The following is a 26,643-nucleotide window of genomic DNA, read 5'->3' as shown; positions in this document are numbered from 1 at the left end:
AAGTCTATGAATTTTTTTCCATCTTTTTTCTCGCAAATTGTATGCTACGATGAATTTGTCAGTCAGACAGGCTGTCAAAAACAAATCGTGTGAAAACAAATTAAAACTTTATATAGGGGGACACACATCATGAAAAAGCGTGTTTTATTATCTGTAGCTGCTGCAACAGCTCTTACTTTAGGAGTATCTTCTCTAGATGCACAAGCTGCAACAGTACAACCATCTAACGTAAAGGTTCAAAATATTCAGCATTCAAAAGTAATGATGAAACAAATGAGCCAACAAGAATTACAAGCATTCTTACAATCTATGGGAGTTGAATCATTAGCACAATGGCAACAAGGAAACTTCCAACCAAACTGCTTCATTCCTGGTCAACAACCTACTGAAAATGTTGTAACTGAGCAACCAACAGCTAAGCCAGAAACTCAAAAGCCAGTTGAGCAAAAACCTGCCGAGCAAAAGCCTGCTGAAGAAGTTCAAAAACCAGAAGCTCAAAAGCCTGCTGAAAACAACAATACTCAAAAACCTGCTGAACAAAAACCAGCTGAGCAAAAGCCTGCTGAAGAAGCAAAATCTTTAAGCGAGTTTGAACAACGTGTTGTTGAATTAACAAACGCTGAGCGTGCAAAACAAGGCTTACCAGCACTAAAAATCGATACTGAATTAAGCAAAGTAGCACGTATTAAGTCTGAAGATATGCAAAAAAACAACTACTTTGATCATAACAGCCCTACATACGGGTCTCCGTTTGACATGATGAAGAAATTTGGTATTTCTTATACATCTGCAGGCGAAAACATCGCTCAAGGTCAACGTACACCTGAAGAAGTAGTACAAGCTTGGATGAACAGCGCTGGACACCGTGCAAACATCTTAAATAACGGCTTCACTCACATCGGTGTTGGTTATGTAGAAAGCGGCAACTACTGGACACAACAATTTATTACGAAGTAAATAGATTAAAAGAGTCTTCTCATAATGAGAAGACTCTTTTTTAAGTTTCATAGCTTTCTATTATGTATGAATAGAAAATATATAACATAAACAACATAGATCCACAGCTTATTACACTAAGCAATACATAAAATCCCCACTCTAAGTTCAAAAACAATGAAAACAATATGCCACATGCCATCACTTGAAAAATCCGTCTACTCACTAAACAAATTTTTTGTAATTTAATTGGATCTTTTTCTTTTTCTTTTTCTTTGCCTTTTATTTTCTTAAATTCTTTACTCAGCATAAAAAGAAACATACTAATCCCAATCGTTAATCCTGTTTGAAAGGATATCAAATCCCCAAAATTAATAAAGAGAATAAGCGTATGAATAAACAACATAAATAACGTAATTTTCTTTATAAATCCGCCTATAATACCATGCTCTCTTTCATTAAACTTAAATATATTATGTGAAATAATATACAAAAATCCATATGAAAAAATAATAAAACAGGGAATAAATGCTACAACGACTTGTTTACTCATAAACTCGTTTGGCTGACCATTTACATTCCAATGTACTGCCATACGATTTGGTAAATAGGGATAGAGAAATAGAGTAAGTAAAAGACAAGCGAAAAATATTCCCAGTACATACTTATATTTAATCAAGTGATTCTCACCTCTCTTTTCTCTTAACGGCTTCGCTTCTTTTAGAGAAATCCCTGCAAAAATCTACTTTTTTCAAGTTAAAACTTATACTTTACGCATTTTCTTTTTGAAATTCTTTTATTTTATTATTTAACTTTGTAGGAAACGGCACATCAACTTCAATCGCTTCTTTCGTAATTGGATGCAAGAAATGTATCTTCATCGCATGCAATGCTTGACTGGACATATATTTTGTTTGTCCACCATATAATACATCCCCAACTAATGGATTACCATTATGACTCATATGAACACGAATTTGATGTGTTCTACCCGTTTCTAATTGTAACGTTACGAAAGTCGTGTTTTGCTTCTTAAAATACTTTTCTACTTTATAATATGTGATAGCTTGGTCACCTTTTGGAGAAATACGACGCCTTGTAGCATGATGGCGATCCCTTCCGATAGCAGCATCAATCTTTCCTTGTTTCTTCTTTACTTTCCCTTCAACGAGCGCTGCGTACGTTCTTTTAATTTTTCTTTCCATTAATAAGCGATCCATAATTGAACCAGCAATTCTATGCTTAGCAAACACGACACCACCTGTCGTATCTTTATCTAAACGATGAATATGACGCACCTTCGTCTCTAAACCTTGCATTTGAAAATGAAAAGCAACAAGATTTGCAAGCGTCCCGGTTCCACCTTTTTCAGCAGGGTGTGTGTCCATTTGCTCTGGTTTATTTACGATAAGTACGTGATCATCTTCGTATACTACATGTAATTCACCATATTCTGGATCTACACCGTACTCTTCCTCCGCAAACATATGGACTTGTAACTTATCGTTCTCTTTTAAAAGCTCATTCCATCTTCTTTGTTCCCCGTTAACCGTAACACCTTTTTCCATACGAAGCTGATGTAATAGCTTTTTCGGTATTTCCCATTCTACTTTTAATACCGATTCAATACTTATACCATTCCATTTAGCTGGAACGGTAATTTCACACCATTCACCCTTTTTCTTTGTTTCCATACTGTTTATCACCTTATTTCTATTGATTCTCTCATTGTAACGGAAAACACACTTTGATGCACCGTCAAAAATAAAGGACAGTCTTATAATAAACTGCCCCTCAAGCTCTAAGTCTTTTCATTTCTAACAATACTTCTTCAACTTTTTGTACATACAATAAATCCTTAAAGAAATCCGCCAACCTTTTATAATCATTGTAAGCATCTAATAAATCGTCCATCTTTTCTATTTTCATCACTTGTTGTTTTTGTTTCATTTTTACTGGATAGCGATAACCTGATACTTCTTGTATTTTGTAATACTCATCCTCTACTTGAACGACCTTTACAAGTTCTTCCTCTTCTGCATCCATCGTATACCCGTCAAATTCTCTAAGTAGTTCATAAATGATATGAGTCCATTCATCTTTTGGATAAAATCCTTTTTCTAACCGATAACCGACAATGCGATACATATGCCCATCGTTCTCGGCAAACTGTACTGTATCATTTAACTTAAACTTAAAATAACGAAACATTGCCTTCACCTACTTATTATGTAATGTTCTTATCACATACTATTTGCAAAATGTAGGCTTTGCTATTCATAAAAAATGCTCATCATATTGATGAGCATTTTTTACGATGATTTTTCTCGTTTTTTTCGAAATGGTAACCACCAGTTCCAGTCTCCAAATAACTTCATTAAGCTTGGTACGAGCATAAGACGAATAATTGTTGCATCAAGAAATATTGCTAATGCAACGCCAAGACCCATCTGCTTTACTGGTAAAATATCAGTAAATGCGAATGCACCAGTTACAACAATCATTATTAAAGCAGCTGAGGTAATGATTCTACTTGTTGAAACGAGCCCTTCTAACGTTGCTTGATCGTTATCTCCTGTTTCTTCATAGAGCTCATGAATACGTGAAATAAGAAATACTTCATAATCCATACTAAGCCCAAATACGAGGCCAAAAATGAAGATTGGTAAGACAAACAGAACCGGACTTGCTTCTAAACCGAAATGACCACCTTCAAATAACCAAACAACAATTCCAATGGTTGCACTTAAACTAAGTATATTCATAACAATTGCCTTAATTGGAATGAGTATAGATCGGAATGCAAATAATAATATAACAAAGGTCGATCCAAATATAACAGACATACCAATTACAACTTTATCTTTAATTTCATCTTCTAATTCTTGTTGAAACGTCGTCATTCCGCCTAGATAATACGTAACATCCGTTTCTTTATAGTTCTTTTTAAAGTCACGTACCCACTGTTTTGCAGTCTCTGTACGTGGTTTTGTTTTCAAAAATATTTCTATCGTCGTCTTATTCCCTTGCGTGTATGCTTCAAATACAGGAGCTAGTTTCGCTGATTCTGGCGACTGCAACATTCCAACAACTTGATCTGCTTTCATTCCAGTTAACCCGTCGTATAAACTTCTTACTTCATGTACTTTCTTATCACCTTTTAACTTTTGAACGACTTCTTCTATCTTTTGTAGACTTTCTTTTTCTTTCATATCTTTTTTCGTCTCTACAACTAACGTAACATCAGCGTGTGTTTTGACAGTTTCATTAAATGCTTCTTCATACTTTTCATATGCAATCCTTGTATCACTCTTTTCAGGTAAAGCTTCAACACCAGGGAACTGCAAATTAGCTGTACGTAACGGTAATAAGCAAATAACAATAAATGTTGTAACAACAATAATCATTGCAATTGGATGTTTCATCACAAATTTTGCAAATTTACGCCATGCTTTTGCCGGCGTATGTGCTACTTGATTCTTTTTTAATATTCTTTTACCGATTAACGATAATAGTGCTGGAAGAAGTGTGAGTGAGAATAAAATACTCATAATGACAACAATCATTCCGCTAATCGCGACAGATTGAATATAATCTATCTTAAAGAAAAACAAACCGGATAACCCAACAAATACGCATAATCCTGAAAATACAATCGCACGTCCTGCCGTTTGATATGTAATTGCTATCGCTTCTTTTACCGTTCGTTTAGCAACTTCCTCTCGAAAACGGTTCACAAATAATAGCGCAAAATCAATAGATAATGCAAGTCCAATCATCGGTGCAACGTTTAACACGAAAATAGATAGTTCTTTATCAACACCGATGAAATACAATATACCCATCGTACTAATAACACTAAGCGCCCCATTCAAAATCGGTAAAATTGATGCCAAAAGGCTACCAAACGAAAATAGTAATACAAGAAACGCAATTGGTAATCCAATCATCTCTGCTACTTTTAAATCATTTTGCGTTCTTTCATTAATCTCTTTATTAATTTTCGGAAACCCTGTAGGTGTTACTTTTAATGCTATATTACTTTCTTTCTCAATCTCATCAGCAAATTGTAATGTCTTTTCCATTCGTTCCTTATTTGTTTTCCCGGAAAATAAAATTGTCGCATAGCCGATGTCATCTTGTAGCATTTCTTTATTTTGGATTGGGTGATGGAAAGATTCATAGTTCTCTTTCTCTTGAACATTCTTTACAATTTCATTTATTCGCTTTTTAAATTCCTCATGCGAAGCATCTTTATTTTTCTCAAAAACGAGCAGCAGCGTATCTTGAGACTTCTTAAAATCTTTATCTAAAATTTCTTTCGTTTTTTGATAGTCGCCTTCCGTTTGGAAACCGTCACCACCTAATACTCCCGGTAGCTTTGGAGCAAAAATCCCAAGTGCGATTGCGAGCAACAGTAACGCTACAATTACTGTATAACGAAACTGATACAAAAAGGCTCCTAACTTCCCCCACTTATCAACTTTATGTACATTTGTCTTCACACATTTTCACCTACTTTACATAATTCAATTGTCACTTATACTGTATCACATCTTGATATAAACAAAAAACGTCTGGAAAAACTATAATAATAGTTTTTCCAGACGTTTTTCTATCTCTCTTTATTAAGCCCTAATCTCTCAGTAAGTAAACGATGGTAGTAAATCGCGATAATTAACAAAATACCACCTACGCAGTAACCAGCTAAAATATCAGTTGGGTAATGTACATTTAAAATGACTCTACTTAATCCAATCGATAGAATTACTATACCCATCAAAATCGTTGTGACACATTTCCCAGCTACGCTTTTCAAATTAGCAGCAATGATATAAGTAAGAAATCCAAATGTCATAATCGATAACATTGCATGTCCACTAGGAAAACTATACCCAAGTGCATCTAGCGCTTCATTTAATGACGGACGTTCTCTCTTTACAATCTCTTTTATCCCTTTATTCACAAGATGTGTTATTAAAATTCCCATTGGATATACAATCATCGCAGCATAATAACGCTTCTTCCAAAAAACAAGCAAACTTATAACGAGCGTAGCGACTATCCCAATTGCTGATCCCAATTTTGTAAAGTACGAGAAAAATGTAAGCGAACTTTCCGTTTGTAGCCCTCTTACTAATCCACGGACATATGTATCCATCACTGTAACGCCACCTGCATGTACGCGCCAAGCAACAATACCAAATACAGCAAATAACAAACCGATACACATTACCTCATACTGATGTAACTTCTTCTTCAAACGATTTCCTCCTACTATGAAAAAATGCGATTTCTACTTTAGAAACCGCATTTCCTTGCTTATTTACCTTTTGTTTTTAGCTCTGTCCAGTAACGATCATAGTCTTTTAACTTATCGTCTACATCAACAAGCCATTCTGTACGATCTAACTCTTCTTTCGTTAAGAAAATCATGTGATTATCACGGTATTCTTTACTATGAAGAGGATGAGCTTTTTCATTTGGATTACTGTAACCAATTGACTCGTAGTTTTTCACACTTACTTTTTCATCTAGTAAGTAGTTCATAAATTTCTCAGCAAGCTCTTTATGTTTTGCACCTTTTGGAATTGCTAACGTATCAGCCCAAATTGTGCCGCCTTCTTTTGGTACAACATATTCTACATCTTTATTATCTTTTGCGATAAATGCTGCATCTCCAGACCAAACTGTTCCGATCCAAGCATCTTCTGTAATGAATTTTTGTTTAATGTTATCTGTATCAAATGCTAATAAGTTTGGAAGCAGCTTCTTTAAATCATCTGCTGCTGTCTTTAATTGTGCATCGTCTTTCGTACTGTTTGAGAACCCGTGCTTCTTAAGACCCACTCCTAATACTTCACGAGAATCGTTCAGTAACGTTACATGTCCTTTATATTTCTCATTCCATAAGTCCGCCCAGCTTGTAGGTGCTTCTTTCACATACTTTTTATTGTATGCAATCCCTGTTACACCCCAAGTGTACACTAAAGAATATTTATTCTCTGGATCAAACGCAGGTGTTTTAAAATTAGAAACCATATTTTCGATATTCGGGATATTCTTTTTATCTAACGGAGCTAATAAGTCCATTTTCGCCATTGTTTTAACCATGTAATCCGACGGCTGAATTAAGTCATACTTTGCGCCACCAGCTTGTAATTTCGCAAGCATTTCTTCATTACTTGCGTACTTGTCATAGTTAATTTTCACATTATACTTCTTTTCAAAATCTTTTAGCACTTGCTCATCAAAATTGTCAGCCCAACTATAAATATTTAATTCTTCTTTCTTTTCACCACAACCAGCAAGCACACCAGCAACAAGGCTAAAGCTAATTGCTGCGCCAGCTATTCTTTTCATTAATTTCATCGGTTTATTACCCCCTTGTACTTTCTATATCGTTCGTATTATAAAGGAAGGTGTCCTCCAGAGTTTTCTTCACCATCTGCACCTTTGTTCCGGAAGATTTCAGATAAAACCATTAATCCTACAATAGCAACAATTAAAATTGTAGAAAGAGCATTAATTTCTGGTGATACTCCGCGCTTAACCATACTGTAAATGTATAGTGGCAATGTTGTTGATCCTGGTCCTGATACGAAGAAACTAATTACAAAATCATCAATTGATAATGTGAATGTTAATAATGCTGCCGAAATAACTCCCGGTGCAATTGCTGGGAACGTTACATAACGAAACGTTTGCCAAGGTGTTGCTCCTAGATCATTTGCAGCTTCTTCTAAGTCACGTCCCATACTTGAAAGACGCGCAGCTAAAATAACAACAACAAACGAAATACTAAATGTAATATGTGCAATAATAATCGTTGTTTGTCCAAGTTCCATTCCTAACTGACTGAAAAGAATTAGTAAAGATAATCCCATTAAAATATCAGGAATTAAAATTGGTAAATATACAAGGCCATTAATAGCCCCTTCGAAACGATATTTATAACGATGTAAAGCAATTGCAAAGAATACACCAAGTACCGTTGTCACAATCGTTGTTATAACTGCAATCGTAATACTATTTACAAATGCATCAATAACATCTTGTTTTTGAAATAAATCTGTATACCAATGGAATGTAAAACCTTCCCACTCCGCATTAATGCGAGAGTCGTTGAAAGAATAGACCATTAAAACCATCATTGGAAAATACAAGAATAACAAAATTAACCAAGAATAAGAAACTAAAAACTTCTTCATCTTTGCCTATTCCCCTCCGTTCTCATTATATTTATATACTTTCGTTGCACGATAATATAAGTAAATTAACAGAACAGAGAATAGAACAACGATAATCGATAACGCAGATCCAAACGGCCAGTCACGTGCACCTAAGAATTGATTTTGAATAACGTTTCCGATTAATGCTACTTTCGATCCGCCCATCACGTCTGATACAACAAACATTCCGATAGAAGAAACGAATACTAAAATAGAACCAGTCGCAATTCCTGACATCGTCATCGGCACTGTTATATTCCAAAATGCCTTTATTGGTGTTGCTCCTAAATCATAAGCCGCTTCTAGCTTACGCTTATCCAGCTGCTCAATTGCTGCATACACTGGTAAAATCATAAATGGTAATAAAGAATAGACCATTCCGAGTATTACAGAAGGAGTATTATATAATAAATTTAACGGTTCACTAATAATGCCAAGCTTTAATAACAACGTATTCACAAGACCTTGTGAACGTAAAATAACAATCCATGCGTATGAACGAACAAGAAAGTTAATCCAAAACGGGATCGTTGCCAATAATAAAAGAATAGAGCGGTATTTGCGGTCAACAATTGTAATTGTATACGCAAACGGATAACCAATTAATAAACATATTACTGTTGTAATAACTGCGATCTTAACAGTTTCCCATAACGTTCCTAAGTACAATGGATCAAATACACGGGATATATTCTCCAGCGTAAATTGCATTTCTACTGTCCCGTAAGCTCCGCGCTGCATGAAGGCGAATCCTAATACGAATACGAGCGGGATTAGGAAGAAAATTAACAGCCACGCGACTGTAGGTAGTGCGAGTAATTTCCCTTTTTTCAATTTAAGGTCACCTCGTCCTCTTGCTCCCAGCCTACATATACATTATCTCCAATGCTCCACTGCGCTGCCTCTTCAGCAGTTTGATATGCCATTAGTAATTCTGATGTTTTCTCATCACGTACATAAAGCTTCTCCATATTTCCGACAAACTCAATATCTTCAATATGTCCAAGATGGTATTCTTTTAAAATTGGTTCTTCAACCGAACGTACTTTTACATTTTCAGGGCGAATTGCTACATAGCCTTCCCCGTTCTTCACAATATTATTTTCACCGATGAATGTCGCAACGAACAATGTTTTCGGCTTATTATAAATTTCTTTCGGCGTTCCGATTTGTTCGATATGTCCTTTATTCATAACGACAATACGATCGCTCATGCTCATTGCTTCTTCTTGATCGTGCGTTACGTATATGAACGTAATTCCTAAATTACGTTGTAAGTTTTTCAATTCACGTTGCAAGTCTTTTCGTAACTTAAAGTCAAGCGCTCCAAGTGGCTCATCTAATAGTAATACACGCGGATTATTTACAATCGCTCTTGCAATTGCAACACGCTGCTGTTGTCCACCAGAAAGCTTCGCAGGTTTACGATTACGGAACTCAAGTAACTGCGTTAAACGCATTGCCTCTTCAGCACGCTCTTTCTGCTCTGCTGCTGATACTTTCTGCATTTTCATACCAAAACAAATATTCTTCTCTACTGTCATATGTGGGAATAGTGCGTAATGTTGGAACACTAGGTTCATATGACGCTTATATGGCGGCAAATCGTTAATTCTTTCATCATCTAATAAAAGATTCCCTTTAGTTGGAGTTTCAAATCCTGCGATCATACGAAGTAAAGTCGTTTTCCCGCAGCCACTCGGCCCTAAAATTGTTAAAAACTCTCCCTCTTTAATATCTAAAGAAAGAGGTGGGATAATCACTTGATTTCCAAAATGTTTTTCAACTGCTTCAACTTTAATAATCTTTTTCATTTTCCCGTCCTATCTACCTTAAATTTTAAATTTTTATATTCATGAATAAATATTTATGTTCTATAGACTATTTTTTTGTTTCGATCCAAACAAAAATGGTTATTTAACAAGCGTTCGTTTCTATTCTTTATGTAGTATGTTTGATTCATTTTCGCATGATACATAACGTCGAACAGAAAAACCCCTTCCATTGCGAAGGGGCTATTATCATACGGCTACGCCTACTGATAAACACCATCATCATTTTAACAACTTTCGTATGAATTTTAAAGCACTTTTTGTAGAAGAGTAACGAATTTTCATGTCGAATGCTGTAGATTGGGCTAAAATGCTTTTATAATGTGAAAAAGTCCGAAAACTTTCTTTCCCATGATAACCCCCTAATCCACTACTTCCAACACCCCCAAAAGGTAAATATGGCGTGGCAAGATGATAGACAACATCATTAATACAGCCTCCACCATATGAAATATTACTCGTCACTTTCTTTTGTACTTCTTTATCTTCAGAAAATACATATAACGCTAACGGCTTCGGATGTTGCTGGATTGTGCCAATTACATCTTCTATGTTGTCGTACTCTATGATTGGTAAAATCGGACCAAAAATTTCATCTTCCATAACAGTATCTTTCCATGTAATATCCGCTAGTACTGTCGGTTCAATATGTAATGTATCTTTCTTATAGTTTCCACCAATTACGACTTGACCATCTTGTAAAAATCCACATAATCGTTCGAAATGGCGCTCACTTACAATACGCACATAATTTTCATTTTGCAAAGGTTCTTTACTATACTGCTCTATAATTTCATGTCGCAGTGCCTCAATTAGCTTTTCTTTCACGGAAGAATGCACATACATATAATCAGGCGCTACACACGTCTGCCCCGCATTTAAAAACTTACCCCAAACAATTCTTCTTGCTGTCATCTCTATCTTTGCATCTTTATGTACAATACAAGGACTTTTCCCGCCAAGTTCTAAAGTGAGTGGCGTCAACTGCTTCGCTGCTGCTTCCATTACAACTTTTCCAACGCCAACACTACCAGTAAAGAAAATATAATCAAACGGTTCCCTCAGCAAAGATGTACTCTCTTCAACGCCACCTTCTACTACCGCTACAAGCTCTTCTGGGAATAATTCATCTAACATTCTCTTAAGCACTTTTGAAACGCTTGGTGTTAACTCTGACGGCTTTAAAACGATTGTATTTCCAGCTGCCAGTGCTCCTACAAGTGGTGCAATTGCTAATTGAAAAGGATAGTTCCACGGTGCAATAATAAGCGTCACACCATACGGTTCTGGCACTACTTTTCCTTTTGATCCCAAATGAGTAAGTGCTGTTCGAACTCGTTTCGGTTTACTCCACGATGAAATATGTTTCAATTGAAAGGAAATTTCTTTTAATACATATCCAACTTCCGTTGTAAACGACTCGTGAACTGACTTATTTAAATCTAATTTCAATGCCTGAAATATTTCTTCTTCAAAATGCTGAATGCCTTCATAAAGCTTCTTCAAATTATTCTTTCGCATTTCGATGCTTCTCGTATGCCCTTTTAAAAAATATTCCTTTTGCCTACTTACAATAGAGGAAATACTCATTCACTCACCTTCTCCCACTATTTTTATCCAATTCTTTCATTATTTATATAGACTTCATATATAACAAATTTCTATTCTTAAGGTTACATTATATATGACTTTTTCAGCTATATAAAATTCATTGCTCACAAAAAAACTACCGAAAGAAAATCTCTCGGTAGTTTTACAGTATTAACGATATAAACGAACAGCACCTGCAGAATTATCATCAGCTTGTCCTACTACTTCAAACTTCAGACCAAGCTTCGGTAAAATACGTCCTGCATCTGGAATCTGTTGATTAATATACGTTTTAGAATCATCAAACTTCGGTACACCTGCTAAACCATCATACGTATACGTTCCACGCGTTGGAGATACAACTTTCCAAGCTGGCGTTTTATCGAATGAGAACGCCGCATCTGCGATTTGGAATCGCGTACTACTTTCCACTGTCGGTTTACCATTTAAAGTTCCTACAATTGCTTCTGGATGAGAATCAACTACACCTAGGAAACCGTGTCCTGGATGTACACCTACCCAGTTATCTGTGTAAGCTGAATCTGCATACCATACAACCATACCAGCGTTATATACTGGACCACGTGCAAATTTTAACGCGTTATCTGAACCAGCATAGTTTCTCCACTCAACATAGTAGTTATGGCTTTTCTTCTCTGTTCCGTTAGAAACAGCAAAACCATCTAATTTGAATTGTGGCGTACCTTCTGCGTCATCAGAGAATACTACTTTATCATCTACTGTTAATGAAGCATTATCAAGTAAGAAACCATTTAATGCTAAACCACCATCAGTAATGTAATCAAATGTTAATTTTACTTTCTTACCTTTGAACTGGCTTAAATCATATGATTTGTCAATCCATTTTCCATTTGTCGAATCTGCATTTCCACTATTTGCTTTCTCACCAAGTCTTTCAATTAACGTTTGTTGACCATCTTCCGTTACAGCGTGTACTTCAAGGAAATCATACTCTGCTTCAATTTCATATAATGATTTGAAGTCAAATTTTGCAGTCGTTGCATTTGTTAAATCGAACAGTGGTGTTTCCATCTTCGTATGAAGATCATCACCTTTTGTGCTGTAGTAATACTGTTTTCCGAATGCCGGCTCAATTGTTTTTATATCTTTGTCTGGTAAGTTAACACGAATCATACCTGGACGGTTAGATTTCGTAACACTTTGGTCTAAATATGTTGCTAGGCCGATACCTTTATTTAATTTCTCGTAATCTACTTCTACGATATTTGCCCAGTTACCACCGATTGTTTTTTGGAAAAACTCTTTATTTTGTGGTGATAAGCTCGTTGGTGTTGTACCTGCAATTTTACCAGCCCAGCTTCCGCCACTCATGATAGACCAAGCTTGAATTGGCTCACCAGCACCGCTATATTGTGTATCATACTCATCTGGTAAACCTAAATCATGACCATATTCATGCGCGAATACACCAACTGCTCCATCTTCTGGTTCAATTGTGTAGTCGAACGCTGCCATCTTTCCACCCCAATATGGAACTTTCGCTTGTGTACCTTCAATTGCGAATGGTTTTGGTCCAACTGTCCAGCGATGTGACCAAATTGCATCATCACCTAATTTACCACCACCTGCTTCTTGTCCAACACCTGCATGAATAATCATTAAGTGATCAATTAAACCATCCGGTTGATTTTTATTTCCATCACCATTTACATCATATTGATCAAATTGATCAAACTCTGATAGATCAAGACCGCTATCTACAGCTGCTTTTAATGCATCTTTTACTAAATCACGTGGGCCTTTTGGTCCTTTATTATCATGACCGCCGCTAGCAGCATCTGCACCGTAATCAGCAGCTTTACCAGGAACTGTTAACCATTTTGTAACTGTTCCGTCCACTGTGTAACTACCACCAGATTGCTCTTCGTAATATTGTTTAAACGTTTCAATTTTACTTCCATCATCTAATGTAAACGGCTCGTTGCCGAATAACATTTTTTCATAATGTTCTTTATTAAAATCGTTAGAATACATATATCCAGGCTCTTTGTCGATATTATTATGTTTAAAGTCAGCGTACTCTACAAGTAAAACGAGTACTTTATCTTTACGTACATCACCGTTATAGTCTTTTTGTTTCGCTGGAGAAGTTGGTACTTTACCATTTAGACCGCCTTTAACTGGGCCTGTCGCTGCAGGTGTTCCTGTTGCAGGGTTATCTAATTTTTCTTTCGTGTCTGCTTTCGCATCTTTCACTTTCTTTAAAAAATCAGATGCTTCTTTCGTAAGTTGATCCCCATTTGGTACTTCTTTCCCAGGATTTTCACCCTTTTTGTTCTCTACATACTTTTCGACAGCTTTCTTTGTTTCTTTCTCTGAAGCTGACGAATCAATTACCCCACGTTTTTTTAGCGCATCTGCTAAACGTTCTTCCGGAATTAAGTGATCATCAACTGGGCTCGTAGCTGTTTTATTCGCAGGCGTTTCAGCATATGCAGATTGAGTGCCAGCTCCGAATGAAAGGCCTAATACAGCTGTTAAAGCGATTGATGACAAAACTTTGAACGGTTTCTTGTTCATCCCTTATTTCCTCCCCTAATAAATAATATGTATTACAAATTGAATTTTATTAAAAATTCAATATTTTTTCAATATTTAGTCATATTATGTAATATTTTTAATATATTTGTAAAAATTTCATAGTTAGCATACGAATATATCACAATTCAACAATGTTTTCTGAAAATATTGAAAGTTTTTATCGAACAATTTATAATTTCCATAGAGGGAGTTTAATGGGGATTTTATCTTTGTTTCATCTACACAATATTTGATAATTCACTATATAAAACACAAAATCCGATTGCATTATCATGTATTCTGTAGCAGCAATTATGACCGATAATTAGGGAGGAATTACATTTGTACAAAGATAAGACAGACGCACTGGATCAAGAATGGATTGATTTAATACTTGAAGCTCTAGATGCTGGTATCGCCATGCAAGACATCGAGCAATTTTTCCAACGTATGAAGCCATCCAGTCAGGCTCAATAGGTTTGTTCTTTTTAACGAAGTTTATGTTATAATAATGACATCATAAGACAACTACATATTGATAGAAAGGTGCGCAAATATGATTGGAGAACGTATAAAACGCCTTCGTTTACAAAAAGGGATTTCATTAACTGAACTTGCCGAAAAAGCTGGCGTTGCTAAATCTTACATTAGTTCTATAGAACGAAATTTACAAAAAAACCCTTCCATTCAGTTTCTTGAAAAGATCGCAGCAGTTCTACAAATTCCAGTTGATACTTTACTTCATGATGAAACAACAAAGGAAACTAACCTAGACTCCGAATGGACACAACTCGTTAAAGATGCAATGAACTCTGGTGTCTCCAAAGAACAATTTCGTGAATTTCTTGAATTTACAAAGTGGAAGCAAAATCAAAAATAATAATAGAAAGAAGTGCTTACAACCAGCACTTCTTTTTCTTTATAAAAAAAAGCGGGAATACCCGCTTTTTTATTATTTTTCTTCCCCAGCTTCTTGGTTGGCATTGAATGTCCATTCTAAATTCAATGTATCACCTTGGAAGATATTTTGGTCTTTTCCATCATCTACGAATTCAAATTGTACCCATAGATAATCCTCTGTACCAGCTGCTAATCCACCCTTTTCTCCCCACTCAGGAGCAAAGATATCTTTAGCTAAAAGATCTGGATCAACTTTTTGTAAATCTGCTAAAGTTGTTTCATATACAGGCTCACTTTGTTTATCCCAGTTCCAAAGGAATTTTACTTTAACGTGCTTACCAAAGTCTTCACCAGCATTATCACCTTTTGCATCTTTAACAGTATACTTTGTTGCTAATTTAACGTCTTTAATAGTTAACGAACCGCTGTTTTGTAGTAAGAACTCTTTCTTAACAGAATCCCCTGGTTTTAAATCTTTAATATCTACAAGCGTCTTAGGGTTTAATGTAAGGTCTAACGTCCCAGCTGCAAATGTATTGTTTGATACTTCTTTATCGCTAAAGAATGCAAATGTTCCTCCACCAATTAAAGCTAACCCCAATGCTGCTGATGCAACTCCCATACCTAATTTCTTTTTCAGACTCACAATCAATTCCCCCTAGCTTTTTTTTATATTTTTATCACTTATTTTTCAATAAGAGATGTAAAGAAAACTATATTAGCTCAGCTAATATGCGTTCTTTTTTAAAAACCTTATGTTCATTATAACGAACAACTCTATATAAACACAACACATATTTATTAATATTTTCAGTTATTTTTATTTCTCAATATTTTTTAGACTTTTCGGAAAAAATAATGATAATTTATAACTTTTTTCACACTCAAATCACTTAATACTATAAGAAAAAAGAAAAACAAAGAGGTGAGGGCTAACGTTCCCTCACACTCGTATAAATATTACTAGTCTTGCTTATTCGTTCACTCTCTCTTACACCACATTCTTGTTTTCTAGCTGTTTCACTAAAGCAGTTACTCCGCTTTCTTCTGCTCTTCTACTTTTTTCTGTTCTTCCGCTTTCTTTTGCTCTTCTACTTTTTTCTGTTCTTCTACTTTCTTCTGTTCTTCGGCTTTCTTTTGTTCTTCGGCTTTCTTCTGTTCTTCTACTTTCTTTTGTTCTTCGGCTTTCTTTTGTTCTTCTACTTTCTTTTGTTCTTCGGCTTTCTTTTGTTCTTCTACTTTCTTTTGTTCTTCTACTTTCTTCTGTTCCTCTGCTTTCTTTTGTTCTTCTACTTTCTTTTGTCCTTCCGCTTCAATTGCAACGTTTAATTGTTGCTGAAGAGCCTGAATTTGCTCATCAATAGCTTTCAAGCTAATTTCTTTCTCAATATAGTCACGCTTCTCTTTGATACTGCGAAATCCTTCATTTACATATATGGACACTTGCTGCATCGACTCATCTTTATTTACCTTTAATTCTTCTTGTATTTGATTGTAAGGAGCTTCTATTTCAGTATATACATTTTGCAGAGCTTCCTTCTCAGCAACAATTTTCTCACGCCCTTGTTGCCATACAGAAATCGCCTGTTTTATTTCTTCAATAGAAGTTGCTTTCAATTTCCCCTTCATCGTTCCATACTCACGCTCAATAAACTGTTTATGTTTCTCAGATTGCTCTTTTAACGTATTAACTGTTTTCGGAAATATAATTGCTGTAGAAAGCGTCGCTTCTACTTTCGTTTCATGAATGAACGCCGCTTCTGTATGCGTCATAATTTGAGATCCTAAATAAAACGTAATAGAACACATACACGGCAATATAAGCATCTTTTTAAAATTACGCGGTCTTTTCAGCATCTTAATCTCTCCCATCGAACATTACGTTCTTTATACAGAACATTATCTATATTATAGTAAAGAACTATTAAAATTGATAGACAAATACTAGAAAAATAGAAAAAGGGCTATCCATGTGATAGCCCTTTTTCTATTTTTCTTCACCTGCTGTTTGTTGTGCATCAAACGTCCAATTTAATTGTAACTTATCGCCTTGGAATTGATTTTGATCTTTTCCATTATCAACGAACTCAAATTTCACTTTGAATTTATCAGATTTACCTGCTGAAATACCTTTTTCATCCCAGAACCAAGCCGATAAATCATTATCTACAGCTGTAAGTGTGTCACCTTTTAATTTATCTAAAGTAGTTTGTTTCACAATTGTCTCATGCTTATCTACATTTTTTAAGAATGTTACTTTAATATGTTTACCAAAATCATCTTTATTATCTTTCTTTACATCTTCTACATTATAATCTGTTTTCAGTAGAACCTTTTTAATATCTAAAGAACCTTTATTTTCTAGTTTAAATTCTTTTTCAATTGTATCCCCAGGTTTTAAATTCGATACGTTAACAACTGTTGATGGATTTAATTCTAAATCCAGTGTTCCAGCCGCAAATGTATTGTTTGACACTTCTTTATCACTGAAAAATGCAAATGTTCCTCCACCAACTAAAGCTGCTCCTAATACTGCTGATGTAATACCCATTCCTAATTTTTTCTTTAAAGTCATGTCCATATCCCCTTAATATATATTTGTTAACTTCCTAAACGGAAAGTATAACCAAACGAACTAGACGGATTGTTCTACTTTTTTATCTTTCTTTTCTCCGTCAATGCTACGAATAGCACCAAAAATAGAAATAGCGGAATAACCAAGCAAAAAGACTCCTGGAATAATAAGAAGCAATGCTGCTCCCGCTTTTGAATTCGCATAATTCAGTAAATAACCAACATACGGAACTGTAATATCTGCATACTTTCCAACTACATTTTCTGCAAGTACTGGCTCTAAATCTGGTCCATTGTTGTTATCCCCTTTTGTTTCATACATTACTTTTCCATTTGTATCTTTCACACCGATAATACGGTGAGTGATAATTTTTTGATCTTTCTCTTTAAAGGTAATAACATCACCTTTTTGATATTTAGAACCATCTTTGTTTGGTTCTATTGCAATGATTGATCCTGTTAAAAACGTCGGCTCCATTGATCCTGAAAGAACGCTCTTAAATTGATATCCCATCACTGTCGGATCACCACCGCTTGCTTTTGAAGAAATAACTACAAAAGCTAAAAAAACCATCAATGCAAATAAAACAAATGAGATCGCGTTGCTAATTATCTTCCATATTAATTTCATCGTCTCTCTCCCTCTCCGTTGTTTTATATTATTTGAAGTATGCAATATCCACTTTGTTCTTTAACAAGAACACAAGTAAATGATATAACGAACTTTAAGTTATTGCAATAAGAAAATTTACAATTATTAGTTATTTAAAACATAGAAAAAAGACTGTGCCAAAATTTTACACAGTCTTTTTATTAGTAATTTATTTACCTTCTGATTTCATTCCTTTTGTATTTCGGCGCAACACTACATATAAAATTGCTCCAAATAATATAATCGCACCTATCCCAACACTTATTACTTTCACATTTGAGTCTTTTACTTCAGGCATAGTTGTATCTTTTTTAGGCATCGTAAAAGTGACATCTTCTGTTGAAAGAACATTTACCGTCGCAATTGTTTGATTATTTTTCGTAATATCAACTGCACCAACTACCTCACCACGATGTATTCCTTTATGATATAAAGATTCTTTATCTAATGAAGCCGCCCGGAAAATAGTTTTCACATTTTTCCCTTCATCTTTCTTAAGCATAAGCTCCGCACTTTGTTCCAACTCAGAATTAACATCTTTATTTAAATATGTTGTTTTTTGATGCCAATTATGTTTATCAAGCACCATTTGCTTCGTAAATTGACCGAAAGAATATTCCGCCATCTGCTTCAAATCTTCATAAATTTCAGGTCTTTGAGAAGCCATTACTACGCTTATAATACGATTTCCATCTTTCTCATTTAATAAAACAAGTGTATTACGTGCTTCATTCGTAAACCCTGTCTTACCGCCAATGCTATATGGATTTTCAAAAAAATTAGATTTATTAAAAATAGACACCGTCTGCCTAGACGTCGTAACTGTCGTTCTTTTCGTATTCATCGCTTGTAAAATTTCAGGATACTTTTGCACACCCTTCGTAATCATAGCCATATCATACGGCGTCGTATAATGGTTCGGATCATGCAATCCATTCGGTGTTACAAAGTGGCTATCTTTCGCTCCTAATTGCTTCGCTTTCTCATTCATCATATTAGCGAAATTCTCAACACTCCCGCCAATCCGCTCCGCAATCGCATACGACACATCATTCGCACTCAGCACCATTAAAATCATAAGCGCAGTATTTCTATTAATTGTCTCTCCAGGTTGAAACTCAATTTGATAATTACTCTTCTCTTGATCTAATGCTAATTGTGAAAATGTAAATTGATCCTCTGGCTTTGTATGCTCCATGAGTAAAATCGCTGTTAACACCTTCGTCGTACTAGCAGGATATGCTCGGTGATATGCGTTTTTATCATACAAAACATCTCCTGTTTTCGCATCAATTGTCGTTGCAAACTGACTAAAAACATTCGGTCCTTCCGCAGGTGGTGGTGCAACTTGTTCTGGATTTACTCCAATATTCGTCTCAGCACGCAATGTTATGGGCGTCAAAAAAAACGAACAAATAACTGTAATAAAAACCAAAAATTTCTTAAAATTTACCATATGACTCTCCCTTTTCCATTTACTCCTTAACAAAATAATAAATCTACCAATCATATGTAATTTGTATTATATTGGAAGAAATTTCACTATTTTTTACTATATCATACTTTTACGATAAAGAACATAAATATACAATAAAAATAAGAAGGAATTACTCTTTCTTATCCTTCTCATCAATCAACGAATCTATTAACTTTTGACTAGCTTCCTCGGGCGTAATCTCATCTGTTATTCCCATAAACGACCAACCTTTAGAATCAACCCACTCAACAAACTCTTGTAAAAATTCATCATGTGTAACATCCACATCAAGAATCGATCCATTAATCGAAATCGTTCTATTTTTAGACACGCGCATCTTGAACGTTTTTCTTACCATTACAACTTTTCTCCCTCTACTTCTGAATATTTATAAAGTGAAACTTTCATCAACCCTCACGAATCGGACTTTTACGGGCATTCCGACCCGAACCTAACTTCTTTACTTTTGCTGAATTTCGAGGTAAGGGATCTTACTGCCCGCAAATAGCGAGATAAAATAATCATGTATCTCTGTTATACATGATTTTCAGTAAATTGTAAAAAGGATATATTGGCCAATTTAAATAGCAAAAATAAAAATCTCTTACCTACGTAAACGTAATACGACATACAATCGCTCATAAATTATTAAATAAATCCATAAAAGTATACACTTTAAAACATAATTGAGTAAGCCATTCTAGTCTTTTGGAAGATATTATCTAAAATAGTATACTAAACGGATAAAGGATATTTGAATAAAGAAACTGAGGCCCTCTATTTAGCTGGATTCTTAAGTTGTAGACTTAAAGACTGATGCCTGAATTCATATTTAATTTCTATTTCTGTACATCATATCGTAAGAAAGAAGGTAGTACTGTGAAAACAACAGAAAATTTTACTGACAGGGCCGATATATATGCAAAATATCGCCCTAGTTATCCTAATGAATATATTGATTACTTGCTTTCAGCTAACCAACTGAAAGGGAATCGGATTGTGGCTGATATTGGTTCAGGTACGGGGATATTTAGCCACCAGCTGCTTGAAAGTGGTTTACATGTTATTGGAGTTGAGCCAAATGATGATATGAGAAAGATGGCTGAGCAATCATTAAAACTATATTCTCGTTTTCAATCCATAAAAGCAACTGCTGAAAATACCACTTTAAAAGAAAATAGTGTAGATTTAGTAACTGTTGCCCAAGCATTTCATTGGTTTGATAAAGAGGCTTTCAAAATCGAATGCCAACGAATTTTAAAACAAAAAGCAAATGTTGCACTTGTTTGGAATAGTAGAGATTTAACTAGTCCACTTATTAAAGAGAATGCAGAAATTTGCCAGAAAACCTGTCCAAACTTTAAAGGCTTTAGCGGTGGAATAGATGAAACTCCAGAAGTATTTAACAACTTTTTTAAAGATGGAAAGTATGATTTTAAAGAATATCAAAATGATTTACTTTTTGATTATGAAGGGTTTTTGGGAAGGAATTTATCAGCATCTTATGCTCCGAAAGAAAATGACGAACAGTATAAAAACTTTATTTTTCTCCTATCAGAGCTATTCGAAAAATACAGTAAAGATGGAAAAATTATTCTCCCGAATTTAACACGAAGCTATCTAGGCAATGTATAAACAGCCTGATACAAAGAGACATTGAACGGAATTAAAACAAGCTTAACCCCTCCCTGAATGTAGAACGAGGTTAGGCTTGTTTTGCATTTTACCACATCAAATTCAAATGACTTTCGTACAATAAAGTAGAATATATTAGAAAACACCTTAAACTGAGGAGGAACTCAATGGCGCGTTGTACGTATTGTAAAACGAAGTGGAAAGTAAAAGATGTATGGTCAATACTCGTGACATTTGAAAAAGATTGTCCGTATTGTTTTGGGAGGCAATATCTATCAAAGAAAACAGTGAACGCTATGCCAGAACTTATAAGCTTACCTTTACACTTCTTGTTCCCTTTTCTTGTTGATTTGAGTGATGAAGGTCCTTTGGATTGGTATCGGAAATAATATAACCTCTACATCCAAAGACTACTTTCTACTAAATTCGTTTCTCATCATTATCCCTTCATACATTACTCTCATAATCGCTTATACTTTCCCTTTTAAAGATCCCATAGCTCAACAGGAAGAGCGTCCCCTGAACAAATTTTATCAATTATGACTAAAAAAACAGTGATATATGTATACTGTTAAACATAAAAAATTAGCATTAGGTTCCAATTAAATATTAATTGAAACCCAACACTACTTGTATTCTGTAATTCAGAATACAAGTAGTGTTTTTTATTATGCATTTTTGCATACAGTATTGTTTTCTCTTGTAAATAGATAATAATGGTATATAATAAAACCAACGTTTTACCAATAAAAGGTAATAAAGAGTAGTGGGATAAGCAAATAACCAAAACGTATTAACAGATTTGTTCTATGTAAATCATGATACATATATGAAATCAAAACTATGAAATTTTATGTAGAGGTTAGATTACTACAAGATGAAAGATTCATAGCGAATACACTCGAGGAAAAAAGTGTTCGATTAGATTAATGTTATAAAACTACTTAATGTGATATCTATCGAACGAATTGAGAATATACTTAGGGGGAATTTCAAGTGAAGGCATTTGGTAAAGTATTATTAACAGGAGCTTTAGCTTTAGGCGGTTTAACAGCTATGAACATTGATACACCGAAGACACATGCTGACGGAGCAAGCGAGTTCTGTCGTTATATTTGTGGTCCTAGCGAAACGTTGAATGGTTTCACAATTCAATTACACGCTACAGAGTACAGCTACGGCCAAAATATGATTGCAAAAATCACAAATGATAGAGCTGAAGATGTGCGCTATCGTGTAACTATTGAAAAGAAATGGACAAGTGGCTGGGGTTACTATGAAACTGACTTCAATTTTGGCTCCGAATTACCAGCTGGAACAAACGAAGAATTTTACAATACCACTGGTTGGGGTGGACAACTTTCAGAAAACGGGGAATATCGTTACAAAGTTGAAATTAAAAATGTTGACGGTTCTGTAGATACAATTTATACAGCTTCAATGACACTTACAGGAAGATAATTCATGAACAAGCTCCATTATTTATGATTGTATTTTTGATAATATCATTAATAATTGCGGTAATATTATTATTAAAATAAGCTCTTCGGAGCTTATTTTTTTATATAAAAATTGGAATGATAATATTCAGAAAATTACATCTTTACACTACTAAAGTTTGTTGCTATTATAGGAATACATCAAATGTTACAATATTCAACAGATTATACAAATCCTCCGATTACACGAATGAAATGAAAACACATTGCTGATGGTAACATTTATAGTTGGGATCCCGTAGCTCAGCAGGGAGAGCGCCACCTTGACAGGGTGGAGGTCGCTGGTTCGAGACCAGTCGGGGTCATATGAAAAGAAACCGTGTCAAATCAACGTTTGATGCGGTTTTTATTTGTTTACTTTTACATTCTATAGAGCCAGTGGTCACAGAATTGGTCACATTCCCTACAAAATCTCTTCCATTTTGTTAACCGCATCTTCTTGCATCGTTGGCAGTACATGCGAATAAGTGTCTAATGTGATTTTGATGTTACTATGTCCTAAACGCTCGGAAATTACCTTCACATTCACACCTTTAGCCAATAACAGAGTTGCATGTGTATGGCGTAAATCATGAAAGCGAATCTTAGGAACAGCTGCTTTCTGAATCAAAGCGTTTAAACTTCTTCTAACATTAGCAGGATTAATTGGTGTTCCAGAAGGAGTACACATCACTAAGTCATTGTCTTGATACTCCTCACCTTGACTCAGCTTCTCTTTTAATATGACTGCTCTATGTTTCTTTAACTTTGCTATTGTGGATGCAGGTAATAGTATCTTTCTTAAACTTGATTTCGTCTTTCCTCCAACCAAGAACGTCTTCCCGTCATGACTTAACGTTTGGCTGATAATCAAATGTCCCTTTTCTAAATCAACATCTTTCCATCGCAAGCCTAGCAATTCACCTTGCCGCATTCCAGTTACAAGAGCCATATGAAAGACAATAGAGTACCTGCCGTCCTGTGCGGCTTTCAAGAACAACTGCACTTCCTGCTCGTTCCACACCGTTAATTCTTCCTTATCAGCTTTAGGTAACTTCGTTTTTGCTGCAACATTTTTAGTAATTAACTCCAAATCTATTGCATGTTCAAGAGAGTTCCGAATGACTTTGATTATCTTCTCAATTGTCCCTCGCTTTAAACCTTCATCTCGTAGTGAATTGACGTAGTTTTGCATATGCAATGATGTTAACTTAGCTAGTTTGATATTACCTAAAGAAGGAATGATACGACTGTTTAAATACCCTTTCAGCACTTTTGCTGTTTGGATACCAACACTGTGCCTCTTCGTATTAAACCAACTCTCAAGATATTCACCATAAGAGAGTTTGCTAGGTTCTACATATGTTCCAGTATGAACTTCTGAGAGCAGATTTGTTAAGGCATTTTCTGCTTCTTTCTTACTAGTGAACCCCCTTTTCTTCTTTTGCTTTCTCTTTCCTGTTAGAGGGTCGATATCAATATCTACAATATAAAAATACTTTCCTGTTTTCTTATCTTTTTTGACGCTTCCCTTCATCGTTAAGAGCCTCCTTGGAGTCCTTAACTGTACTGTATATGGTAATTTTATTATAACTAATATTCTTTAGTTTTATGAACAATTGATACGATTTTACCAACAGAAAATAACCCTTTCAGATATATTTAAATTGCCATCTTAAAATTTTCTATAATAAAGATATTACAATAGAAAAAGGAAACACTCATATATATAAGCGTTTCCTTACAAGAGTATAGAAAATACTCAAAAATATTAATAAAAAGATGTTTTATCTTGATATTCCTACCAATCTTTCATTCTCAAAACTGGTAGCTTTTATAGGATAACTAAATATTTTTTCTTCGCTCTAATCTATAGCTCTCATTATTTATTATCCAAAATATAAAATTTGGTCGACATAACAAATAACTTTCCTATAATCTGCTTCATAAGTTTGATTATCAAGTCTCTTTAACAATCTTATTATCCCTGTAATATTACTTTGTATATCTTCTTCTTCTAAATGAGTTAAGCATTGTAAAATAAATGTCCTATATGTAATCAAAATTTCTTCACTTTGAATTAACTCATCTAATCTATTTCTTATTAATTCTAATAAAAAGTATTTCATAACAGTATTATAAGAAGATAGTAATATTTCTCTATCCATACAATATCTATCAATAAACTCATGCAAACATTCTTTTTGTAATTCAATATCGAATATGTCTTGCCTGTTAAAACTATAGTTGTTATTTTTACCTATATTTATTTTATAATCTTGTTTATTATATAATCTACTTCTTACTGTTTCTCGAGCCAACTCTGAAACTTCGGCAGAATCAATTAGCTCTTCTAAATTATCCTTTTCAATTCCTTGAGTAAAAAAATGTATCGGCAACCGTGTGTTATAATTGTGCAGTAAAAATTTTATAGCAGATTCGCTATATTCACATTCTTCTTGTTGTAAAATTGCCTCTATTATATCTCTTTTTGTAAGTATATCCTTTGTATTTTTGTTATCTGTACTAAAACTTAGACCTATGATGTTGTTGATATTTTCAAAATCATTAATTTTATGGATATCAGTTAAATTCACATTCAATAATTTAGGATTATATACCTGGCTTGAGGTTACTTTATATACATTAGCCTTTAGATACTTCAAAAACTTCATGGGCAACTTTTGAATTTTATTTGTAGATAGTATATTATATAAATTTGAAAAATCATTTAAATAAAAAGTTTCTACATCAATAAACAAACCTTCACCAAGGTTAATCCTTTCCGTTTTCACATAATCTTCCTCATGTTCATTTCTTCTTACAAACCAAATTCTATTAGAAAGTTCATTTACTTTCTCCTGAGGTAACATTTTAATAATAGAAGTTAAAGTGCTTAAAACATTTCTATCACTTAAACTATAACCTAAAAATATAATTGGATATTCTAAAAATAAAGTAAGTAACTTAGCATTTAAATATAATTCTCTCTGTTCAAAATTTTTATAATCTGTTTCAGATATTACTATGCTATTAATATCTGAGACACAGCCATGTATCTTATATATTTCACCAACTGCTCCCAAGTTAGTAGAAAGTAATGATTGTTGTCCAATATAAACATCATAATCTGGAAACATGCTCTCTAAAAATAAGTCATAATTAGTTGTAATTACTGCTGATGGACTAGTTTTTTTAAAAGCCTCAATCTCATGATTATCATCAAAGGAATCCATATGACTATAAAAATATTCATTTATTATGTCAGTAATTCTCTTCTTAAAATAATAAATCTTATCTTTATTAGGTTCTAATTGTTCATCCGCCAATTTCTCATAATACATATCACATAATTTCTCTGCTAGCTTTTCTAACTCGTATTTATCCCCCGCTTTAAAACTTTGTAAATAATAGTCAAAGCTTCTATCCCATGTATCCCGAACCTCGCGCAATAAACTTTCCCAGTCTGGAGCATTAAAATATCGTCTAGAAATTCTTGAACTTACAAAAAAAACAGGTGATATTGCAAGTTGTTCAATTTTCATCTTCATGCTATTAAAAATTTCATTCTCTATCCTTAACAAGAAATTTCACCCCTAATATTACATACTTTCGCAAATTATAACATTAATATAATAAAAATAGGCATTGAAAATAAGAGTTTAGTTTTATTTCCTAGCTTATTATATCTGTCGTTTCAAATACTTTGAACCATCAAAATTATTACTTCCAACAAAAAAACAACTCCATTATTTTCAGAAGTTGTTTTTACTCA

The 26,643-nt window shown here is 34.3% G+C and carries 25 protein-coding genes and 1 tRNA gene; 7 read left to right on the top strand and 19 right to left on the bottom strand.

Going from position 1 to position 26,643, the window contains the following annotated elements:
- Positions 1-129: 129 nt before the first annotated feature.
- Positions 130-957, top strand: coding sequence for a CAP domain-containing protein (locus BC_RS06460; RefSeq protein ID WP_000747596.1), 828 nt, complete (start codon positions 130-132; stop codon positions 955-957).
- 40 nt (positions 958-997) lie between these two features.
- Here BC_RS06460 and BC_RS06455 read toward each other — a convergent pair whose 3' ends face one another.
- The 11 genes from BC_RS06455 to inhA1 all read right to left on the bottom strand — a co-directional run bounded on the left by BC_RS06455 (position 998) and on the right by inhA1 (position 14,152).
- Positions 998-1,615: a DUF1648 domain-containing protein gene (locus tag BC_RS06455; RefSeq protein WP_000599004.1), complete on the bottom strand. Its 618-nt coding sequence runs from the start codon at positions 1,613-1,615 to the stop codon at positions 998-1,000.
- A 91-nt stretch (positions 1,616-1,706) separates the two neighbouring features.
- Complete coding sequence (locus tag BC_RS06450; protein WP_000448350.1) at positions 1,707-2,630, bottom strand: RluA family pseudouridine synthase; 924 nt, start codon at positions 2,628-2,630, stop codon at positions 1,707-1,709.
- 100 nt (positions 2,631-2,730) lie between these two features.
- Positions 2,731-3,147, bottom strand: a complete 417-nt coding sequence (locus BC_RS06445; protein ID WP_000490300.1) for a hypothetical protein — start codon at positions 3,145-3,147, stop codon at positions 2,731-2,733.
- Positions 3,148-3,248: 101 nt separating this feature from the next.
- Positions 3,249-5,441: an MMPL family transporter gene (locus BC_RS06440; RefSeq protein WP_000856405.1), complete on the bottom strand. Its 2,193-nt coding sequence runs from the start codon at positions 5,439-5,441 to the stop codon at positions 3,249-3,251.
- Positions 5,442-5,551: 110 nt separating this feature from the next.
- Entirely contained in the window at positions 5,552-6,199 is a 648-nt protein-coding gene (locus BC_RS06435) for a phosphatase PAP2 family protein (RefSeq protein ID WP_000727792.1), read from the bottom strand.
- A gap of 59 nt (positions 6,200-6,258) precedes the next feature.
- Complete coding sequence (potD, locus tag BC_RS06430; RefSeq protein WP_000772485.1) at positions 6,259-7,308, bottom strand: spermidine/putrescine ABC transporter substrate-binding protein PotD; 1,050 nt, start codon at positions 7,306-7,308, stop codon at positions 6,259-6,261.
- 38 nt (positions 7,309-7,346) lie between these two features.
- Complete coding sequence (gene potC / locus BC_RS06425; protein ID WP_000714192.1) at positions 7,347-8,147, bottom strand: spermidine/putrescine ABC transporter permease PotC; 801 nt, start codon at positions 8,145-8,147, stop codon at positions 7,347-7,349.
- Between the two features lie 6 nt (positions 8,148-8,153).
- On the bottom strand, positions 8,154-9,002 hold the full coding sequence (gene potB / locus BC_RS06420; protein WP_000715500.1) for a spermidine/putrescine ABC transporter permease PotB: 849 nt from the start codon (positions 9,000-9,002) through the stop codon (positions 8,154-8,156).
- Positions 8,999-9,982: a spermidine/putrescine ABC transporter ATP-binding protein PotA gene (gene potA, locus BC_RS06415; protein ID WP_000720333.1), complete on the bottom strand. Its 984-nt coding sequence runs from the start codon at positions 9,980-9,982 to the stop codon at positions 8,999-9,001. Before potA ends, potB begins: the two co-directional genes overlap by 4 nt.
- Before the next feature lie 240 nt (positions 9,983-10,222).
- On the bottom strand, positions 10,223-11,590 hold the full coding sequence (locus BC_RS06410; protein ID WP_000028370.1) for an aldehyde dehydrogenase: 1,368 nt from the start codon (positions 11,588-11,590) through the stop codon (positions 10,223-10,225).
- Positions 11,591-11,761: 171 nt separating this feature from the next.
- Positions 11,762-14,152 carry a M6 family metalloprotease immune inhibitor InhA1 gene (gene inhA1 / locus BC_RS06405; protein WP_001035936.1) on the bottom strand — a complete coding sequence of 797 codons (2,391 nt, stop codon included), beginning with the start codon at positions 14,150-14,152 and terminating at the stop codon, positions 11,762-11,764.
- 342 nt (positions 14,153-14,494) lie between these two features.
- On the opposite strand from inhA1, the gene BC_RS06400 reads away from it, so the two are divergent.
- Together BC_RS06400 and BC_RS06395 are read left to right on the top strand one after the other, a co-directional pair.
- A complete protein-coding gene (locus BC_RS06400; protein ID WP_000276219.1) occupies positions 14,495-14,629 on the top strand; it encodes an anti-repressor SinI family protein in 135 nt (44 codons plus the stop codon).
- Positions 14,630-14,708: 79 nt separating this feature from the next.
- Complete coding sequence (locus BC_RS06395; protein WP_000578885.1) at positions 14,709-15,032, top strand: helix-turn-helix domain-containing protein; 324 nt, start codon at positions 14,709-14,711, stop codon at positions 15,030-15,032.
- A gap of 72 nt (positions 15,033-15,104) precedes the next feature.
- On the opposite strand, the gene calY is transcribed toward BC_RS06395, so the two are convergent.
- The 6 genes from calY to BC_RS06365 form a co-directional block, all read right to left on the bottom strand.
- On the bottom strand, positions 15,105-15,698 hold the full coding sequence (gene calY / locus BC_RS06390; RefSeq protein ID WP_000053713.1) for a biofilm matrix protein CalY: 594 nt from the start codon (positions 15,696-15,698) through the stop codon (positions 15,105-15,107).
- Between the two features lie 386 nt (positions 15,699-16,084).
- On the bottom strand, positions 16,085-16,909 hold the full coding sequence (locus tag BC_RS06385) for a DUF4047 domain-containing protein (protein ID WP_000919949.1): 825 nt from the start codon (positions 16,907-16,909) through the stop codon (positions 16,085-16,087).
- Positions 16,910-17,039: 130 nt separating this feature from the next.
- Positions 17,040-17,627, bottom strand: coding sequence for a CalY family protein (locus BC_RS06380; protein ID WP_000172856.1), 588 nt, complete (start codon positions 17,625-17,627; stop codon positions 17,040-17,042).
- A gap of 60 nt (positions 17,628-17,687) precedes the next feature.
- Positions 17,688-18,257, bottom strand: coding sequence for a signal peptidase I SipW (sipW, locus tag BC_RS06375; RefSeq protein WP_000767792.1), 570 nt, complete (start codon positions 18,255-18,257; stop codon positions 17,688-17,690).
- A 190-nt stretch (positions 18,258-18,447) separates the two neighbouring features.
- Entirely contained in the window at positions 18,448-19,734 is a 1,287-nt protein-coding gene (locus BC_RS06370; RefSeq protein ID WP_000245996.1) for a D-alanyl-D-alanine carboxypeptidase family protein, read from the bottom strand.
- A gap of 151 nt (positions 19,735-19,885) precedes the next feature.
- Positions 19,886-20,113, bottom strand: a complete 228-nt coding sequence (locus BC_RS06365; protein WP_000251856.1) for a hypothetical protein — start codon at positions 20,111-20,113, stop codon at positions 19,886-19,888.
- Positions 20,114-20,634: 521 nt separating this feature from the next.
- Here BC_RS06365 and BC_RS06360 point away from each other — a divergent pair.
- The 4 genes from BC_RS06360 (at position 20,635) to BC_RS06345 (ending at position 23,194) form a co-directional block, all read left to right on the top strand.
- Positions 20,635-21,390 carry a class I SAM-dependent methyltransferase gene (locus BC_RS06360; protein WP_000858661.1) on the top strand — a complete coding sequence of 252 codons (756 nt, stop codon included), beginning with the start codon at positions 20,635-20,637 and terminating at the stop codon, positions 21,388-21,390.
- Between the two features lie 167 nt (positions 21,391-21,557).
- Positions 21,558-21,779 carry a hypothetical protein gene (locus BC_RS06355; RefSeq protein ID WP_000090221.1) on the top strand — a complete coding sequence of 74 codons (222 nt, stop codon included), beginning with the start codon at positions 21,558-21,560 and terminating at the stop codon, positions 21,777-21,779.
- A 607-nt stretch (positions 21,780-22,386) separates the two neighbouring features.
- A complete protein-coding gene (locus tag BC_RS06350; protein WP_000642904.1) occupies positions 22,387-22,851 on the top strand; it encodes a hypothetical protein in 465 nt (154 codons plus the stop codon).
- A 270-nt stretch (positions 22,852-23,121) separates the two neighbouring features.
- Positions 23,122-23,194 (top strand) — tRNA-Val (locus BC_RS06345).
- 98 nt (positions 23,195-23,292) lie between these two features.
- Here BC_RS06345 and BC_RS06340 read toward each other — a convergent pair.
- Both BC_RS06340 and BC_RS06335 read right to left on the bottom strand, forming a co-directional pair.
- A complete protein-coding gene (locus BC_RS06340) occupies positions 23,293-24,405 on the bottom strand; it encodes a tyrosine-type recombinase/integrase (RefSeq protein ID WP_000678909.1) in 1,113 nt (370 codons plus the stop codon).
- Between the two features lie 352 nt (positions 24,406-24,757).
- Entirely contained in the window at positions 24,758-26,413 is a 1,656-nt protein-coding gene (locus tag BC_RS06335) for an SIR2 family protein (protein ID WP_250702590.1), read from the bottom strand.
- Positions 26,414-26,643: the final 230 nt, after the last annotated feature.

Origin of the sequence: Bacillus cereus ATCC 14579 (assembly GCF_000007825.1) — a bacterium.
In the GTDB taxonomy this organism is placed as follows: domain Bacteria; phylum Bacillota; class Bacilli; order Bacillales; family Bacillaceae_G; genus Bacillus_A; species Bacillus_A cereus.
This window is presented reverse-complemented; position numbering and strand designations above follow the sequence as displayed.